Source organism: Luteimonas kalidii, from assembly GCF_029887935.1.
GTDB lineage: Bacteria > Pseudomonadota > Gammaproteobacteria > Xanthomonadales > Xanthomonadaceae > Luteimonas > Luteimonas kalidii.
The window spans coordinates 82759-99731 of record NZ_JARXRO010000016.1; the positions used below are offsets into that span (position 1 = coordinate 82759).

10 protein-coding genes and 1 riboswitch are annotated in these 16973 nt (G+C 70.6%); of the genes, 4 read left to right on the top strand and 6 right to left on the bottom strand.

The annotated features are described in order from the left end of the window. Positions 1 to 63: 63 nt before the first annotated feature. The 4 genes from rpoH to QFW81_RS10225 all read right to left on the bottom strand — a co-directional run bounded on the left by rpoH (position 64) and on the right by QFW81_RS10225 (position 7389). Positions 64 to 942, bottom strand: a complete 879-nt coding sequence (gene rpoH, locus QFW81_RS10210; RefSeq protein ID WP_280578671.1) for an RNA polymerase sigma factor RpoH — start codon at positions 940 to 942, stop codon at positions 64 to 66. 378 nt (positions 943 to 1320) lie between these two features. Further along, positions 1321 to 3945: a TonB-dependent receptor plug domain-containing protein gene (locus tag QFW81_RS10215; RefSeq protein ID WP_280578672.1), complete on the bottom strand. Its 2625-nt coding sequence runs from the start codon at positions 3943 to 3945 to the stop codon at positions 1321 to 1323. A 49-nt stretch (positions 3946 to 3994) separates the two neighbouring features. Then, the gene (locus tag QFW81_RS10220) at positions 3995 to 4921 is read right to left on the bottom strand and encodes a helix-turn-helix domain-containing protein (protein WP_280578673.1); all 927 of its coding nucleotides are present in this window, start codon (positions 4919 to 4921) and stop codon (positions 3995 to 3997) included. Positions 4922 to 5085: 164 nt separating this feature from the next. After that, positions 5086 to 7389: a winged helix-turn-helix domain-containing protein gene (locus tag QFW81_RS10225; RefSeq protein WP_280578674.1), complete on the bottom strand. Its 2304-nt coding sequence runs from the start codon at positions 7387 to 7389 to the stop codon at positions 5086 to 5088. Between the two features lie 430 nt (positions 7390 to 7819). Here QFW81_RS10225 and QFW81_RS10230 point away from each other — a divergent pair, with 430 nt between their 5' ends. Beyond that, positions 7820 to 8200 (top strand): hypothetical protein, encoded by a 381-nt coding sequence (locus QFW81_RS10230; RefSeq protein ID WP_280578675.1) that lies wholly within the window; start codon positions 7820 to 7822, stop codon positions 8198 to 8200. Between the two features lie 59 nt (positions 8201 to 8259). Here the strand turns inward: QFW81_RS10230 and QFW81_RS10235 are convergent, their stop codons facing one another. Both QFW81_RS10235 and thiC read right to left on the bottom strand, forming a co-directional pair. Next, positions 8260 to 8853: a DUF4136 domain-containing protein gene (locus QFW81_RS10235; protein WP_280578676.1), complete on the bottom strand. Its 594-nt coding sequence runs from the start codon at positions 8851 to 8853 to the stop codon at positions 8260 to 8262. Between the two features lie 381 nt (positions 8854 to 9234). After that, positions 9235 to 11112: a phosphomethylpyrimidine synthase ThiC gene (gene thiC, locus QFW81_RS10240; RefSeq protein ID WP_280578677.1), complete on the bottom strand. Its 1878-nt coding sequence runs from the start codon at positions 11110 to 11112 to the stop codon at positions 9235 to 9237. Positions 11113 to 11210: 98 nt separating this feature from the next. Then, positions 11211 to 11321, bottom strand: a riboswitch (TPP riboswitch). Between the two features lie 682 nt (positions 11322 to 12003). Between thiC and thrA the strand changes: the two genes are divergently transcribed. The 3 genes from thrA to thrC all read left to right on the top strand — a co-directional run bounded on the left by thrA (position 12004) and on the right by thrC (position 16878). After that, complete coding sequence (gene thrA / locus QFW81_RS10245) at positions 12004 to 14562, top strand: bifunctional aspartate kinase/homoserine dehydrogenase I (RefSeq protein ID WP_280578678.1); 2559 nt, start codon at positions 12004 to 12006, stop codon at positions 14560 to 14562. Then, positions 14559 to 15500 carry a homoserine kinase gene (locus QFW81_RS10250; RefSeq protein ID WP_280578679.1) on the top strand — a complete coding sequence of 314 codons (942 nt, stop codon included), beginning with the start codon at positions 14559 to 14561 and terminating at the stop codon, positions 15498 to 15500. Before thrA ends, QFW81_RS10250 begins: the two co-directional genes overlap by 4 nt. Positions 15501 to 15591: 91 nt before the next feature. After that, positions 15592 to 16878: a threonine synthase gene (thrC, locus tag QFW81_RS10255; RefSeq protein ID WP_280578680.1), complete on the top strand. Its 1287-nt coding sequence runs from the start codon at positions 15592 to 15594 to the stop codon at positions 16876 to 16878. The last annotated feature ends 95 nt before the right edge of the window (positions 16879 to 16973 follow it).

A 16973-nucleotide genomic window follows, 5' to 3' on the forward strand; every position in this document is an offset into this window, starting at 1 on the left:
GCCGCCGGAAACGGAAAAAGCCCGGCCGGAGCCGGGCTTTTCCTGTGCTTCGCCGGATGACGATCAGGCCGCGAACAGCGCCTTCATCTTCTTCAGCGCGTTGGCCTCGACCTGGCGGATGCGCTCGGCGGACACGCCGTACTCGTCGGCCAGATCCTGCAGCGTCACCTTGGCCTCCGGGTCCAGCCAGCGACGCTTGATGATGTCGCGCGAACGCACGTCCAGCCGCGCCATGCCTTCCCGCAGGAGTTCGAGCCGGTTGTCGGCGCTGTCGCTGCGCTCGTAGGCCTGCGCGGGATCCTCGTCGTGCGCGATCAGGTACGCCGACGGCGCCGGCGGCGCGTGGTCGTCGTCCTCGTCGGACGGCGCGTCGAAGCCGATGTCGCGGCCCGACAGGCGCGACTCCATCTCCAGCACCTCGCGCTCGGACACGTTGAGGTCCTTCGCCACCGCGCTCACTTCCGCCGCGTTCAACCAGCCCAGGCGGGTCTTGCTCTTGCGCAGGTTGAAGAACAGCTTGCGCTGCGCCTTGGTGGTGGCGACCTTGACGATGCGCCAGTTCTTGAGGATGAACTCGTGCATCTCGGCACGGATCCAGTGCACCGCGAAACTCACCAGGCGCACGCCGATGTCGGGATCGAAGCGCTTGACCGCCTTCATCAGGCCGATGTTGCCTTCCTGGATCAGGTCGCCGAGCTGCAGGCCGTAGCCGCTGTAGCCGCGGGCGACGTGCACGACGAAACGCAGGTGCGAATGCACCAACTCGCGCGCGGCGTCGAGGTCCTCTTCGTCGCGGAAGCGGCGCGCCAGCGCCTGCTCGTCGTCGACCGAGAGCACCGGAATCTGGTGGACCGCGCCGATGTAGGCCTCCAGCGAACCGAGCGGAGTCAGCCCGGAAAAGGCGGGAACCGGCAGGTTGTTGGCAACGAGGGCTTGGGTCATGGGGGTCTTCATGTGGGGAGTCTAGCAGTCGGGTCATATGACTGCTAAGCGGTCGGAAAGTTCCCCAGCGTTGCGCTGATGGAACAGCGGGCGGTCCGCACACCCGTGGTCAGGCTGTCCTGGAACATCCTTTCCATTCATGAACTTACGAGCGGATAGCTTGGCGGCCATGCCACGCGATGTGCTTCCGGCTTGGACCGCGCCGCACCCGCCGCGTTCCCGCCTTCTCCGCGGGCGTCCAGGCACCTGCACCCTCCATTCAGGGCCGGTGATCCGTCGCACGGCGCATTGCCCGGCCTCCTGATGCGCGGATCCCCGCGCGCAGGAGCCGATGGCGGAGGGCGGGCCTGGCCCACCCTCCGCCGGTCCACGGGTCGCTCAGAACTTCTGCGCGTAGCGGAAGTACACCGTTCGGCCGTAGGCGTCGTACAGGTAGAAATTCCACGGGCGGTTGTCGTAGCCCACCAGCTCGGGGTACTTGTCGCCCGCGTTGTTCACGCCGAGCGTCACCGTGGCGCTCCACGGCATCTCGTAGCTCGCCGACAGGTCGTGGGTGGTGTAGCTGCCGATGCGGGTGTTGGCGCCGCCCGCCAGGAACCCGAACGCCGGCACCGTGCCCGGATTCTCCTGGTCGCCGATGTAGTTGACGTTCCAGTTGGCGGTGAGCCCGCCCAGCGACCAGGTGTTGCGCAGGCTGGCGCGGGTGTCGGGCGAGGTGACCCAGCCCAGGCGATCCTTGACCGTGTCGCCGTCGGTGACCGTGAAGTCCAGCACGCGCGAGACCTGCAGCCACGTTTCCAGCCGCCCGGCGGCGTCGAAATCGAACCGGGTGCGCAGGTTGGCGTCGATGCCGCTGGTCTCCAGGTCGCCCTCGTTGGCGTAGGCGGTGTTGATCTCGCTCACCGAGCCGTTGCTGCGGCGCAGGACCGAGGTGCCCGGCGGCAGCGGCGCACCGGCGTTGTCGAAGTTCACCAGTTCCTGGTATTCGATCAGGCGGATGCGGTCCTCGATCTCCACGCTGTAGTAGTCGAGGGTGAGGTTGAGCCAGTCGGTCGCGTCCCAGGCCATGCCGATGCTGTACTGGCGCGAGCTTTCCGACTCCAGGTCGAGGTTGCCGCTGGAATAGCTGTCGATCTGGTACGACACCACGTCCTCGTCCTCGGGGCCGTCGGCAATGTTGTCGCCGTTGGCGTCGCCGCCGCACTGGGCCGAGGTGAAGCCGATCGACAGGCAGGTGCGGTAGTCCTGAACCTGTTCGGCCGAGAACGCGCGCTCGGAGTAGATGTAGGTCAGCGGCGGTGCGCGGAAGCCCTCGCCTGCAGAGGCGCGGAAGGTCAGGTTCTCCAGCGGCTGCCAGCGCACCGAGACCTTGGGCGAGAGGTCGCTGCCGTAGTCGCTGTAGCGGTCGTAGCGCGCGGCCAGGGTGAAGTCGAAGCTGTCCACCACCGGGAACAGCCATTCGGCATAGGCCGCGTACACCTCGCGCTGGCCGGCGGAGGAGTTGCCCGAGGACCCTGCGACCACGCCCGCCTCCGACAGCGAGTCGTAGATGTCGGCGTAGTCCTCGTCGCGGTATTCGGCGCCGAAGGCGAGCACCGAGGTGCCGCCGCCCATCTCGAACAGATCGAGTGTGGCGTTGGCGTACAGCTCCTCGATGTCGTAGTGGCCGTCGCGGCCGATGGTGGCGGTGAAGCCCTTGATCACCTCTTCGGAATTGCCGAACGGGTCGAACAGGTTGTACGAACCGTTCGCCGCGGCCGCCTCGGCCAGCGGGGTGACGATGTAGCCGCGCCCGGTCTCCTTGAAGGTGGCATCGCTTCGGCGCAGGCCGAAGTCGACGAACAGGCGGTCGGTCGCCTGCCACTGGAACCCGAGGTTGAAGTCGAGCACGTTGTTGTCGACGAAATTGTCGCGGTTTCCGGCGGCGGCATAGCGGTGGTAGACGAACGCGCCCAGGCCGTCGCCCGGCACCGGATCGTTCGGCGTGCCCTCGGCGACGAACAGCACGCCCGGCGTGGGCGCGTAGCGGCCGAAGCTGTCGGCGGCGCTGTAGCTGGCGGAGCTGTAGATCGACCAGTCCTGGTTGATCTGCCAGGTGCCGCGCGCGAACAACGACTTGTTCTTGACCGAGGCCTCGTTCGCGGCCACGGCGTTGAAGTCGAACACGCAGTTGGCGCCGTTGCGCCAGAAATTGGGATCGTCGCAGGCGTAGCCCGGCAGCGCGCCACCCGCCGCGCCCTCCTCGCCCGGATCGGTCTCGCTCTCGAAGTAGAAGTTGTTGCCGTAGATCGAGCCGCCGCGCACGTCGCCGCCGATCTGGGACCGGGTGAACACCATGTCGCGCGAGTTCATCGACGCGCCCAGCAGCAGGCTGCCGCGGTCGGACGAGGTACCGAACACCACCGAGGCCTCCTCGGTATCGCCGCCGTCGACCTTCGGCGAGCCGCGGCCGTAGCGCAGCTCGGCGCCGTCGTAGTCCTTGCGCAGGATGATGTTGACCACGCCGCCGATCGCATCCGACCCGTACAGCGCCGAGGCGCCGTCGGACAGGATCTCGATGCGTTCCACCGCGGCCAGCGGGATGGTGTTGAGGTCGGCGCTGGTGCCGGTGGACGGCGCATACGGCGCGCGGCGGCCGTCGATCAGCACCAGGGTGCGGTCGGAGCCGATGCCGCGCAGGTCGACGTCGGACACCGCCTGCGCGGAACTGCCCGACTGCGGGCGGAAGTTGCCGAACGAGGCGAACGTGGTGTCGCGCAGCAGGTCGGACACCGAGGTCTTGCCGCTGGCGTCGATGGTGGCGCGGTCGATCACCGTCACCGGCACGGCGCCTTCGATGTCGGCGCGCGAGATGCGCGAGCCGGTGACCTGGATGCGGTCGAGGGTCTGGGTGTCGGCGTCGGGGGCGTCCTGGGCGAAGGCGGGCAGCGCCGGCAATGCGCTGACGATGCCGATCGCCAGTGCCGCAAGCCGGCAACCCGGCAGCCGGAAGGCAAATGTCATGGGTCTCTCCAAAGTAATCGTTATGGGTGCGTTAAACGCACCCGTGACGTTACGGAGCCCACCCCGCGTTCGCTTGGCGACCCATGTCGGAAGGGTTTGCGTCGCTTGTCCGTCCGCCATTGCCCAGCCGGTACAGCGAAGGCGGCATGCCGTGCTGGGCACGGAACGCGCGCGAGAAGCTGCAGTTGTTCTCGAATCCGCTGGCCACGCCGACCTCGCTCACCGACAGCCGCGTGCCGCGCAGCAGACGCGCCGCATGCGCGAGCCGCAGTCGCGCCGACGCCGCCTGCGGGCCCTCGCCGTAGAGGGCGTGGAAGGTCTTGGTGAAATACCAGACCGAGACGTTGCTCAGGCCGGCCAGTTCGGTGATGCGCACCGGACGGTCGAGGTGGCCTTCCAGATGCAGCCAGGCGCGCTGCATGCGGCTGAACACCTGGCGCTTGCGGCGCAGCGAACGCCCCGGGCAGCGATCGACCAGGCCGCGGAAGGCCTGCTGCTGCGCCGCCAGCAGGCGCAGGACCTGGCCGAGCCGGTGGCGGTCCACCTCGCCCGCGCGGATCTCGTTGCGCGCGAAACGCGTGCAGCGGCGCCACTGCCGCAGCGCATCGACCCTGGCCCCGCGCGTGGCCGTGCCGAGCCCCGGGAACAGCACCACCTGCGCCGACTGGTGCAGTTGCGCCTGCATGTCCGCCGTCATCGCGATCCCGACCACCATCGCGCCGCCGCCGGCGTAGACGCTCGGCCGCGCATCGCGCTCGAGCGACAGCCACTGGCCCTGGGCGAGCGCGAAGCGCCCCTCGCGGCACTCCACCTCGGCACTTCCGCGCAGCACGAGCCAGACGGTGGCGGCGGGCACCGACACCTGCGCACTGCCGCCGCGGCTGAGCAGCAGCAATGCCGGCGACTCCTCGTCCTCTGCGCGCGTCCGAAGCTCGATCGAACCGCCGCGATCGCTCCAGACCGTGTATCCCTGCATGGCCGTCTCCCGTGTGGAAATCTGGCCTTCTGTTTGACGCGTCCGGGTCCGAAACTCAGGAACGAATGCCGAAATTTTGCCGAGATTGCGCCGCGATGCATCCGAAAGTCATGGTTCACGCCGTGTCCGCACGCCTCTCCACATGACTTCCGGCAGGGTGGGACTCAGTCCGGTCCCTGCGCCAGGCCGCGCGGCAGTGCGCTCCATCCGATGTCGATGTTCTGCGCCATCGGCAGGCCGAGATACAGCCAGCGGCCGGCGGCATCGACGCTCGGCGAGCCCGCGATCGCCAGACCGTCGCGCGCGAGGCATCGCGCCTCCGCGGGCGCGTCGAGCAACGGTTGCCACGTCGTCGCGCACCCGCCGGCCGGACCGCTGTAGTAGACCCGGCCACCGGACACGCCCCAGTGGCGGTAATGTTGCGGCGCCGGCGCCGCGTCCGAGACCAGCGCCACGTCCGCGAGCATGGGCCCGGCGCGCCACAGTCCGACCCGGGACGGACGCGTGAAGTAGACCTGCCCACCGACCGGGTCGTAGCGCGCCACGGCGACATCATCCACCGAGGCCAGCTCGCGCCAGCCCTCGCGCGCATACAGCACCAGCCGGATCCGCCCCTGGCCACCGTCCACGCCCACCAGCAGCTGCCCCGGCTGCGCGCCATAGGCGGCGAACACCGGACTGGCGCCGGGGATCTCCAGCGCCCGGACCCGCCCGCTGGCGGCCTCGACCTCGAAGACGCGATCGCCTGCACCGGTCTTGCCGAGCACCAGCAACGTGCGCCCCTCCAGCGACCAGGCCGGCGGATGCCGCGGCACGGGGCGCAGGCCGTCGACCGCGCGCAACGCCGCCGGCCGGTCGACGTCGCCGAGCCACAGCTGGACCGACAGCGTGCGGTCGGACACGAAGGCCAGCGTCCGCCCGTCGGGCGAGATCGCAGGCAGCATGTCCACGCCGCTGGAGGCGAACACCGGTTCGGGCACCGTGTCCTCGCCGGTGCCGTCGAGGCGTACTCGGAACACCCCGCTGCGCGACTGGTCGATCTCGAACACCATCTGCCAAGCGCGCGCGGCCAGGTCGGGATGCACCGCGTTGCCGGTCGGCAGCGCCGGCAGCGGGTGGATGCTGCCGTCCGCGAGCCGGTACACGTACAGGCTGGCCTCGCTGGTGACGTGGCTGAAAACGAGTCCACTGCCGTCGGGCAGCCAGTCCCAGCCACGGATGTCGCCGCGCAGCGTGGTCAGCCGGCGTGGCGCGCCGCCCGTGGCCGGCATCAGCCACAGGTCGGCGAGCGAGATGTTGCGCCGGAACGCGAGCCAGCGACCGTCCGGAGAATGCCGTGGCACCAGGTCCACGTCGCCGTCGGCGATCCCGTAGTCCATCGCCTGCCAGCGACCGGTGCCCAGGTCCAGCCGCTGCAGCGGCGCGCTCGATTCGCCGTCGGCGCGCATCCCGCCCATCACCAGCGCGGTGCCGTCCGGGGTCCAGTCGTACAGCGAGTACGCGCCGCGCAGGCACGGCGCCGCCTGCACCGCCTGGCCGCCGCTCGCGGGGACCAGCATGATCGCGCAGTCGCGCGAGGACACGCGCACGAAGGCGATGCGCCCGCCATCGGGCGACCACGCCGGCATGACGTCGGAATGTCCCGATGCCGGCGGCACGAGCACGCGGGTCGCGACCGCGCCCACTTCCTGCAGCATCAGGATTCCGCCCTCGCCCTCCTCGCCGCCCTGGGTGAACGCGACCCGGGTGCCGTCGGGCGACAACGCCGGCATCCGTTCCTGGCCGGGCGTGGAGGTGATGGCACGGTACGAGACCTGCGCCATGCCGCCCGCAGGCGCCTCCGCGACCGCAGCGGGCATGGGGCCCGCCACCGGTCGGCGCGCGAGCAGGAACGGCAGCGCGGCCAGCAGCGCGAACGCCAGTCCCAGCAACAGCCAGGGAACCGGGGACGATGACCGCGCCGGTCGCGAGGCGGAGGCGGGACCCGCAAGGGCGTCCGCGGGTACCGGGGGTGGCGACGACGCCGCGTGATCGCCGTCCGCGGGCGCGGATCCAGACCCGGATGGCGCCAGCGATGTAGATGGTGGCGGTGGGGATGACGGGGCCACCGGTGCCGACGCGTCGACCGGACTGTCGTGTCGCCATTCGACGTCCGGCAGCAGCCGGTAGCCGGCCTTGGCGATGGTTTCGATGTAGCGCGGCGCGTCGCGGTCGTCACCGAAGGCCTTGCGCAGTTGCGCGACCGCCTGTGTCACCACGTCGTCGGTCGGCATGGTGTCGGGCCAGACGCGTTCGAGCAGGGCCTCGCGTGACACCACGGTGCCGCGCCGCTCGGCGAGCGCCAGCAGCACCTGCATCGCCTTGATCGTGATGCGCAGCGACCCGCCGTCCGCCCGCGCGACCATGCGGCGGGTGGTGTCGACCTCGCATTCGAGCACGCGAAGCCAGGGGGCGGGCGCGGCGATCACGCGCCCGGCCGCAGACGGTCGAACTGGAGAGTCCGCATGGGCGGGAAAGGGGAGTCGTCCTGCATGCCGCTGTTCTTCCGGATCCGGGTCGGCAGCGCCAGCCCAGTGCCCGCGCAGCCTCGCACCCGCATCGATGCCGCGCATGTGTCATTGGTCGGGGACACGAGTCCCGCGGACCTGCGATGCGCGCGAAGGAAGAACGGTTGCATCCGGAACGGCACACCAGGCGGATGCGCATCCTGGACTGTCGCACCCCGACCCGGACGTTACCGACGCTGACGCGCACCGGCATGCGCACGGCTGCATGGACCTTGCCGCGTCTGGCGCGAGCGTCTGACGCACGTCACGGTCACTTCAGGCAGATTCGTCGCGCATCGGCGATGCGTAGCCTGCCTTCGTGGTCCAGACCCCACGACACGAGGACATCGCCATGAACACCATCACCGCCACACTCGCCGCCACCGTCGCTGCATTGCTGCTGTCCGCGCCCCCGACGTCGGCGCAGGCCAAGGAAGCGGATCCCATCACCAGCTGCGTGACCCTCTCCCCGCAACACCAGGGCACGCGCGTGTCCGGCAACCAGCAGATGTTGCTCAAGGACGGCGACGCGCACTACCGAGTCGGTTTCCGCAGCCACTGCGACGCCATCGCGCGCAGCTCGGCGATCCGCATCGAGACCGCCGGGCAGGACAATCAGCTGTGTCCCGAGGGCAGTTCGGTGCGCGCCCGCAACGCCAGTTGCGCGGTGCACTCGGTGGAGACGATCGACGCGGAGGAATACACGCGCCAGGCGCGCCGCAACCGACGCTGATCAGCGCGACGTCGCCGGCCCGAAGCACGCGCCGAGGGCCGGGACGGACGGCGCCGTGATTACTGCGGCGGAGGCACCGAGCCGGCGCGGTACGGGAACTGCGCGAAGATATCCGCCATCGTTTCGTTGATGCGCGCGTCGCGCTTTGCAGGATCCTTCTCCCGCGACACGCGGCCGACGGCGATCCCCTCCCACACCAGGCGGTTGCGCTCGACGTCCACCAGGTCGACGTTGAGCGTGCCCTCGGTGTAGCGATACACGTCGGTGCGGTCGCGCCAGTAAGGCACCACGTAATAGCCGCGGGCGCGGTAGCTGTAGTAGTACGCGTAGTCGACGCTCGGCATCGAAGTGACATCGGTGCGCTGTTGGGTGTAGGCGTTGATGTTCAGCCACAGGTCGGGACGTTCGGTGGTGAACACGTAGCCCCTCGACTCCATCTGCGCACGGGCGGCGGCCTTCATGCGCTCGCTGGCGGCGGAACTGTAGCCTTCCTTCTCGATCGCCAGCGGCGAATAGAAGCCGAAGGTGCGGTAGCTGGCGAAGTTGGCCTCGGGGTCGGCTTCGGTGGTGATGCGTGGACCGGTGGCACAGCCCGCAAGCAGGGCGATGGCCGCCAGCCCGAGGACCCATGCGGCGACGCGGAACGTTCTCATGGCGACTTCTCCTGACGGATGCGCGGAACGCTAGCACGCGCCCCGCTACGCGGGGTGAATGCAGCCGCCGCCCTGGCACCGGCCCTGAACGACCGGCGCGCGGAATTCAGCGTTCCCCGCCGCGGCCGGGGCAGCTGGTGTGCGGTACCGCCATGCAATGCACACGGTCTTCAACCCGTGTGCGCCACAGTGTGCAACACAGACCCACCCCATCGCATCGGCTCTCTCTCCGATCCGAACCCTGGCGCCGCTTGCGGCGCCATTTTTTTCATGCCGATGGCACCCGCCATCGGCATGAAGTCTGCGTCGTCCATTGGAGTCGCCACTGGTCGCGCATCGTCCCAGCCGGGCCGACGGCCGCGAGCACGGGCTACGTCCGGGTCAGCCGGGCCGGTACACCTCGGCGCCCTGCTCCCGGAACTCGGCCGATTTCTCCGCCATGCCCGCCCGGACCGCCTCGTCCTCGCCCATCCCGTGCTCGGCCGCGTAGTCGCGCACGTCCTGGGTGATCTTCATGGAACAGAAATGCGGGCCGCACATGGAGCAGAAGTGGGCCAGCTTGTGCGCGTCCTTGGGCAGGGTCTCGTCGTGGAACTCCTTCGCCTTCTCCGGATCCAGGCCGAGGTGGAACTGGTCCTCCCAGCGGAACTCGAAGCGCGCCTTGGACAGTGCGTTGTCGCGCACCTGGGCGCCGGGATGGCCCTTGGCGAGGTCCGCGGCATGCGCGGCGATCTTGTAGGCCATGATCCCGTCGCGCACGTCCTCGCGGTTCGGCAGGCCGAGGTGCTCCTTCGGCGTCACGTAGCAGAGCATCGCCGTGCCGTACCAGCCGATCATCGCCGCGCCGATCGCGGACGTGATGTGGTCGTAGCCCGGCGCGATGTCGGTGGTCAGCGGACCCAGCGTGTAGAACGGCGCCTCGCCGCATTCGGCGAGCTGCTTGTCCATGTTCTCCTTGATCAGCTGCATCGGCACGTGGCCGGGGCCTTCGATCATGGTCTGCACGTCGTGCTTCCACGCGATCTTCGTCAGTTCGCCCAGCGCTTCGAGTTCGCCGAACTGCGCGGCATCGTTGGCATCGGCGATGCAGCCCGGGCGCAGTCCGTCGCCCAGCGAGAAGGCCACGTCGTAGGCCTTCATGATCTCGCAGATGTCCTCGAAGTGGGTGTACAGGAAATTCTCCCTGTGGTGCGCCAGGCACCACTTGGCCATGATCGAACCGCCGCGCGAGACGATGCCGGTCACGCGCTTCGCCGTGAGCGGGACATGGCGCAGCAGCACGCCGGCGTGGATGGTGAAGTAGTCCACGCCCTGCTCCGCCTGCTCGACGAGCGTGTCGCGGAAGATCTCCCAGGTGAGCTCCTCGGCGCGTCCGTCGACCTTCTCCAGCGCCTGGTAGATCGGCACCGTGCCGATCGGCACCGGCGAGTTGCGGATGATCCACTCGCGCGTCTCGTGGATGTGCTTGCCGGTCGACAGGTCCATCACCGTGTCGCCGCCCCAGCGGATCGACCAGACCAGCTTCTCGACTTCCTCGGCGATGCCCGAACTCACGGCCGAGTTGCCGATATTGGCGTTGATCTTGGTCAGGAAGTTGCGGCCGATGATCATCGGCTCGCTTTCGGGATGGTTGATGTTGTTCGGCAGGATCGCCCGGCCGCGCGCGATCTCGTCGCGCACGAACTCCGGCGTGATCCGCGCCGGCAGGCTGGCGCCGAAGGACTCGCCCGGATGCTGCGCGCGCAGGGCGGCATCGCGCACCGTCTCCAGCCGCTGGTTCTCGCGGATCGCGACGAACTCCATCTCCGGCGTGACGATGCCGCGGCGCGCGTAGTGCATCTGGGTGACGTTGACCCCGTCCCGGGCGCGGCGCGGCAATGCACGTGCCGGGAAGCGCACCGCATCGAGCCGCGCGTCGTCGTCCCGCGAACGGCCGAACGCCGAACTCAGGCCTTCCAGTCGCTCCGTGTCGCCACGCTCCTCGATCCAGCGTGTACGCAGCGACGGCAGGCCGGCCGACAGGTCGATGCGCGCGTCGGGGTCGGTATACGGGCCGGAGGTGTCGTAGACGGTGACTGGCGGGTTCTCTTCGCCGCCGAAGAGGGTGGGCGTACGCGCGAGCACGATCTCGCGCATGGGCACCCGCAGGTCCGCGCGCGAGCCTTCGACGAAGATCTTGCGCGAACCGGGGATGGGCCGGGTGACGGCGTCGGAGAGCTGGTCGGTCTGCTGGATCAGCGAGGCGGGCACTGCGTTCATCGGCATCGTCCGGTGGGCCGGCCGCGAGGGATTCGCAGGCCGCGAACGAAGCGAAGGCGCGGAACGGACCCTCGGCGCAGCGGTCGTGCAGGCTGCCGGGCGCATGCCGCGAAGCTTCCCTACGCCGGTCTCAACCGGATCAGGTTCCAAGGGACTGTCTCAACCCGCCGCCCGGCCGTGGCCCGCGGCGGGTACCCCCGCTTCGACACCTATTAGAACGCGCCAGGGAGTCTGGCGCCAGTCGCGCGCATCCGACGCATAAGGTGCGCAGCCCGGGGCGGGCCGTGGGGCGGCGCATCATGCCTTTCAATTGCGACGGAGGACTCGCTTCGCGAGCTTGGGGTCGACGCCCGATCCTAGTGATGGATCGATGCATCGAATCCCGCATGCGGTCGGTCGGGATGCCGCCCGAGGTGGGAATCGAAAGCACCTGGGCCTTGCTCCCGCGTTACGCGGGGGCGTGGTCCCACGCATGGCATGCGACAGATCCGGGGTGCACATTGTTGACCCAAGGCGACCGATGACGAGGCTGCGATGGTTTTGTCGACCTCCTGCTCCGCGGAGTCCCGGGTGCGCTTCGCTTACCCGGGCTACGCTGCAGGGGCCCGTCGCGATGGTTCCCGATGCAAGCAAAACCGTGTCTTGACGCGCCGCATCATCGTCCGGTATTCATGGCGGCCATGTCGCACGCCCGCCCCTTCGTCGCCCCTCGCATCGCCGCGCCCCGCGCACGGACGGTTGCGATTGCGACGATTACCACCACCGGCACCATTCGGGCCGGGGTGCGGACGCGCGTGCAGGACTGATCGAACACGCCGCTCCGCACCCGACCGGGTGCGGGCCGCACGGCCTCCCACCTCGTCGGACGCGGAGCCCCAAACGGAGCTTCCCATGTCGTCCGCGCCTTCCCAGACACTCGCCGAGGCCACCGCGTCTCCCGCCTCCGCCGTGCTCGAGGCACTGCGTCCGGCGGCCCTGACCCGCGTGCACAAGTTCGGCGGCAGCAGCGTGGCCGACGCCTCCCGCATCTTGGCGCTGGCCCCGCTGGTGGACGACGGCGCCGACGTGCGCGCAGTGGTGGTCTCGGCGATGGCCGGCACCACCAATGCGCTGGTGGCGATGGCCGAGCAGGCCACCTCGGGGCAGGACTGGAGCACCGACTGGTCGACGCTGCGCGAACGGCATCTCGCGACCGCCGACGCGCTGGACCCGGACGGGCGCCACGGCCTGCGCGACGCGGTGGCGCGCGATTTCGACGGGCTGCGCGACGACCTGCTCGCGCTCGCGGCCGCCCACGGCGATCTCGCGCCGCTGGTGGCGCAGGTGCACGGGCTGGGCGAACTGGTGTCCTCGCGCATGGTGCAGGCTGCGCTCGGCGGCGAGGCCGCGGGCTGGCAGCGGCTGGACGCGCGCGACGTGCTGGTGGTGCACCCGGGCGAGATGGGCGTGGGCGTCGACTGGGAGGCCTCGCGCGAGCGCTTCGCCGACTGGCGCGCTCGCCGGCGGCCGGCGCGGGTCGTGGTCACCGGCTTCGTCGCGCGCAACGCCGCCGGCCAGAGCACCACGCTCGGGCGCAACGGCAGCGACTACTCCGCGGCGATCTTCGCCAACCTGCTGGATGCCGACGAGCTGCTGATCTGGACCGACGTGGACGGCGTGCTCTCGGCCGACCCGCGGCTGGTGCCCGATGCCATGGTGCTGCCGACGATGTCCTACGCCGAGGCCTGCGAGCTGGCGTACTTCGGCGCCAAGGTGCTGCATCCGCAGACGATGGCGCCGGTGCAGTCGCGCGCGATCCCGCTGTGCATCCGCAACACGCTCAACCCGGCCGCGCCCGGCACCTGGATCCTGGCCGAGAACCCGCACGGCGACGCCGAACTCTCGCCGGTCAAGGGCCTGACCATCGTCCGCGACATGGCCGTGCTGGAACTGGCCGGCAACGGCATGGTCGGCGTGCCCGGCGCGGCCGAGCGCCTGTTCGCGGCGCTGCACCGCGCGGGCGTCTCGGTGGTGATGATCTCGCAGGGTTCGTCGGAACACTCGATCTGCTGCGTGGTGCGCGCCGGCCAGGTCGATCGCGCGCGCGCGGCGGTGGAGTCCGCGTTCGCGGAAGCCATTGCCGACACCCAGACCCAGGGCGTCGCGGTGACCCGCGACATCTCCATCCTGGCCGCGGTCGGCGACGGCATGGTCGGCATTCCCGGCGTGGCCGCACGGCTGTTCGCGGCGCTGGCGCAGGCACGGGTGAACATCCGCGCGATCGCCCAGGGCGCGAGCGAACGCAACATCTCGGTGGCGATCGCCGACGCCGACGCCACCCGCGCGCTGCGTGCGGCGCATTCGGCGTTCTGGCTGTCGCCGCAGACCGTGTCGATCGGCCTGATCGGCCCCGGCCAGGTCGGCCGCGAGCTGCTCTCGCAGATGGCCGCGGTGTTGCCCCGGCTGCGGGCCAGTTCCCAGGTCGACCTGCGCCTGCGCGGCATCGCCAACAGCGGCTACATGGCGCTGGACCACTTCGCGATCCATCCCGACGAGGCCACCACGCGCCTGGCCGACATGAGCACGCCCGCGTTCGACGCCGACGCCTTCGCCGCCCACATCCGCGCCGAACACCTGCCGCATGCGCTGATCGTGGACTGCAGCGGCAGCGAGGCGGTGGCGCGCCGCTATCCCGAATGGCTGGCAGCCGGCATCCACGTGGTGACGCCGAGCAAGCACGCCGGCAGCGGCGAATGGGAGCGCTACGTGGCCATCCGCGAGGCGCAGCGCGGCGGCGCGCGCTTCATGTACGAGGCCACTGTGGGCGCGGGCCTGCCGGTCATCAGTACCCTGCGCAACCTGCTCGATACCGGCGACGAGATCGAGGCCATCGACGGCATGCTCTCGGGCACCCTGGCCTGGCTGTTCAACAGCTTCGACGGCAGCCGCCCGTTCTCGGCGCTGGTACGCCAGGCGCGTGATCTGGGCTACACCGAACCGGACCCGCGCGACGACCTGTCCGGGCTGGACGTGGCGCGCAAGCTGGTGATCCTGGCGCGCGAGGCCGGACGCGAGCTGTCGCTCGACGACGTGGACGTGGAGAACCTGGTCCCCGAACACCTGCGCGAGGTCCCGCGCGATGAATTCCTCGGACGTCTAGAGGAACTCGACGCGCCGATGCAGGCGCGGCTCGCCGCCGCCCAGGCCGACGGCCTGGCGCTGCGCCACATCGCCCACCTCTCGCGCGAGCACGGTGCGCGCGTGGGCGTGGTCGCGCTGCCGCCGGAACACGCCTGCCGCCACACCCGGCTGACCGACAACCTGGTGCAGTTCACCACCGCGCGCTACGCGAGCAATCCGCTGGTGGTGCAGGGGCCGGGCGCCGGCCCGCAGGTGACCGCGGCCGGCGTGTTCGGCGACATCCTCGCGATCGCGCATTCGCTCAGCAACGGGATCGGCCTGCACGCATGAGCCGCTCCGCGACCGCCTTCGCCCCCGCGAGCGTGGGCAACATCGGGGTCGGGTTCGACCTGCTCGGGCACGCGGTCGAAGGGCCGCGCGACGTCGCCACCGTGCGTCGGATCGAGGCGCCGACCGTTCGCATCGATGCGATCACGGGCGACATCGCCGGGATCGATGCGCTGCCGCTCGAGGCCGCCCGCAATACCGCCGGCGGCGCGCTGATCGCGCTGCGCGAGGCGATGGGCGTACCGTTCGGGTTCGCGCTGGAGCTGCGCAAGGGCATTCCGCTGGGCTCGGGGCTCGGCGGGTCGGCGGCCTCCTGCGTGGCCGCGCTGGTGGCGGCTAACGCGCTGCTCGATGCGCCGCTGCCGCGCGAGGCGCTGTACCCGTTCGCGCTGGCCGGCGAGGCGATCGCCAGCGGCAGCCGCCACGGCGACAACGTCGCGCCGATGCTGCTCGGCGGCGTGGCGCTGGCGACGGCGACGCGCGCGCTGCGGATCGAGGTGCCGGCCTGGCTGCACGCGGTGGTGGTGCATCCGGACCAGGTGCTCGAGACCCGGCGTTCGCGCGCGGTGCTGGCCGAGCCCTACCCGCTGGCGGCGGTGGTCGAGCAGACCGCGCATCTGGCGCAGTTCCTGCTCGGGCTGCAGCGCGGCGATCCCGGCCTGATCCGCGATGGCCTGCACGATGTGCTGGTCGAGCCGCGGCGTGCGCCGCTGATTCCCGGCTTCGCGCAGGTCAAGTCGGCCGCGCTGGCGCACGGGGCGCTGGGCGCGAGCATCTCCGGCGGCGGGCCGAGCGTGTTCGCCTGGTTCGATTCCCGCGCCGCTGCGGAGGCCGCGGCACCGGCGATGCGCGGCGCCTTCGTCGACGCGGGCATCGCGGCGCGTGCCTACGTGACGCCGGTGGACGCAGCGCGCGCCGAGGTGATCGACCAGACGTCGTAGGCCGCCGCCTCGCGCCTGCCGCCGGGCCGCGGGCACCATCTCCGTCCGCACGCAGGTGCGACCCGATCCAGCTTCCGTTTCCGAGACAGCGATGCAGTTCATCAGCACCCGAGGCCAGGTTCCACCGACCCCGATCGACATCGCCCTGGTCGCCGGGCTGGCGCCGGACGGCGGGCTGTACGTGCCCGAACGCATCCCGCAGGTCGATCTCGAAGCGCCGTCGGCGTCGCTGGCGGCGACCGCGGCGCGTACGTTGGCGCCGTATTTCGAGGCATCCGCGCTGCGCGATCGGCTCGACGGCCTGTGCGCCGAAGCGTTTTCGTTCGACGCCCCGCTGCGTCCGCTCGCCGGCGACGGCGACCACGTGCTGGAGCTGTTCCACGGGCCCACCGCCGCGTTCAAGGATTACGCCGCGCGATTCCTGGCGCGCGCGCTGGAAGGCCTGCGCGAAGCGGAGGCGACGCCCACGACCATCGTGGTCGCCACCTCTGGCGACACCGGCGCCGCGGTCGCGGCCGCGTTCCATCGCCGGCCCGGCTTCCGGGTGGCGATCCTGTATCCGGACGGCAAGGTGTCGCCGCGACAGGCGCATGGCCTGGGCTGCTGGGGCGACAACGTCGCGGCCTGGCGCGTCGACGGCAGCTTCGACGATTGCCAGCGCCTGGCCAAGCAGACGCTGTCCGACGCGGCGCTGCGCGCACGCGTGCCGCTGGGCTCGGCCAACAGCATCAGCCTCGGCCGGCTGCTGCCGCAGGCCGCCTACTACGCCCACGCCGCCGCGCATTTCCACGCCGCGCACCGGCAGCCGCTCAACGTGGTCGTGCCGACCGGCAACCTCGGCAACGCCAGCGCCGCCTTCCTCGCGCGCGCGATGGGTGCGCCAATCGGCGAGATCCGCCTGGCCTGCAATGCCAACGACACGCTTCCGCGGTACTTCGCCGGCGCCGACTACACCGCACAGCCGACGCGCGCCACGCTCGCCAATGCGATGGACGTGGGCGCGCCGAGCAACTTCGAACGCCTGCGGCACTGGCACGCGGACGACGCCGCCCTGCGCGCGGCATTCGTCGCGGTGTCCGTGGACGATGCCACCATCCGCGACACGATCCGCGGCGCGCCGGAGCGGCACGGCATCGTGCCGTGCCCGCATACCGCGACCGCCCTCACCGCCCTGCACGCGCTACGCGAGGGAGGCGATGCGCGCCCGTGGGCCGTGGTCGCCACCGCGCACCCGGCCAAGTTCGAGAGCATCGTCGAGCCGCTGGTCGGGCACGCGGTGGAGCCGCCCCCCGCCCTGGCCGAGTGCCTCGCCCGACCGGCGACGGCCAGGCCGCTGGCCAACGACTACGGCGCGCTGGTCGCCGCGCTCGGCGGCTGACGACGGTTGCATCCGGGGGGCTGCCGCGGCCGGACCCGCGGGGTGCGGCAGGCGGTCGAGACAACAGCCTGACGCCGGCCCACCGCCGGACACGC